Annotated in this window: 2 protein-coding genes and 1 pseudogene; all 3 read left to right on the top strand. The window is 42.0% G+C overall.

What is annotated here, in order from left to right; genetic code table 11:
* A pseudogene (locus RTW80_RS25230) lies at nt 1–342 on the top strand (pyridine nucleotide-disulfide oxidoreductase); the annotation flags it as partial.
* Between the two features lie 108 nt (nt 343–450).
* Nucleotides 451–687 (top strand): reactive chlorine resistance periplasmic protein RclB, encoded by a 237-nt coding sequence (gene rclB, locus RTW80_RS25225; protein ID WP_000474084.1) that lies wholly within the window; start codon nt 451–453, stop codon nt 685–687.
* A gap of 11 nt (nt 688–698) precedes the next feature.
* Nucleotides 699–1,292, top strand: a complete 594-nt coding sequence (gene rclC, locus RTW80_RS25220) for a reactive chlorine species resistance protein RclC (protein WP_001299021.1) — start codon at nt 699–701, stop codon at nt 1,290–1,292.
* Nucleotides 1,293–1,404: the final 112 nt, after the last annotated feature.

The following is a 1,404-nucleotide window of genomic DNA, read 5'->3' as shown; positions in this document are numbered from 1 at the left end:
CCTTATTCCGTATTTATGACACCGCCCCTGTCCAGGGTTGGTATGACAGAAGAACAAGCCAGAGAGAGTGGTGCTGATATTCAGGTGGTGACATTGCCTGTAGCTGCAATTCCGCGTGCCAGAGTGATGAATGATACTCGTGGGGTATTAAAAGCGATTGTTGATAATAAAACCCAACGTATGTTAGGGGCATCACTGCTGTGTGTTGACTCCCACGAGATGATCAATATAGTGAAAATGGTGATGGATGCCGGGCTGCCTTATAGCATATTACGCGATCAGATATTTACTCATCCGTCGATGAGCGAATCACTCAATGATCTATTTTCATTAGTCAAATAAACTCAAAATCAGACGCCAGAACAAATATTCTGGCGTCTCAGAGAAAAGAATCTTATTAATTCTCTGTTACTCTATAACTTCTTAATCACTTCATTGATGGTATTTTATATGTTTAAAAAATCTGTTTTATTTGCAACACTATTATCTGGCGTTATGGCATTTTCCACCAATGCAGATGATAAAATAATTCTGAAACATATCAGCGTCTCGTCAGTATCAGCATCACCGACAGTTCTGGAGGATACCATTGCTGATATAGCCAGAAAATATAATGCTTCATCCTGGAAAGTCACATCGATGCGAATTGATAATAATTCAACCGCAACAGCAGTATTGTATAAATAAGGATGTTCACAATGGAAAAATACCTGCACCTGTTAAGTCGGGGAGATAAAATTGGCCTGACATTGATTCGTCTGAGTATTGCAATTGTTTTTATGTGGATTGGTTTATTAAAGTTTGTCCCTTACGAGGCAGACAGCATTACACCATTCGTCGCAAACAGTCCACTAATGTCGTTCTTTTATGAACACCCGGAAGACTATAAACAGTATCTGACTCACGAAGGCGAATACAAACCAGAAGCAAGGGCATGGCAAACGGCCAATAATACCTATGGTTTTTCCAACGGTCTTGGCGTCGTGGAGGTGATTATTGCTCTGCTGGTTTTGGCTAATCCTGTCAATCGCTGGTTAGGTTTATTGGGAGGACTGATGGCATTTACCACGCCGCTGGTAACACTCTCATTTTTAATCACCACCCCGGAGGCATGGGTACCCGCATTGGGTGACGCTCATCATGGTTTCCCTTATTTATCCGGTGCTGGTCGCCTGGTATTGAAAGATACTCTGATGCTGGCAGGTGCAGTCATGATAATGGCAGATTCGGCGCGGGAAATTCTTAAACAACGCAGTAATGAATCCAGTTCAACGTTAAAAACTGAATATTGATAATCCGAACACTGTCTGTTGTTCACTGTTTCAGTCGTCAGGCCCACTTTCTGATGATGAAGCCTGACGCCATATTACCGGAGATATGACAGAGTGAAGATCAATATCACTC

It is taken from the genome of Escherichia sp. AM3 (genome assembly GCF_032029835.1).
GTDB lineage: Bacteria > Pseudomonadota > Gammaproteobacteria > Enterobacterales > Enterobacteriaceae > Escherichia > Escherichia coli.
The sequence above is the reverse complement of the archived record's forward strand: the minus strand, read 5'-3'. Positions and strand labels throughout refer to the sequence as shown.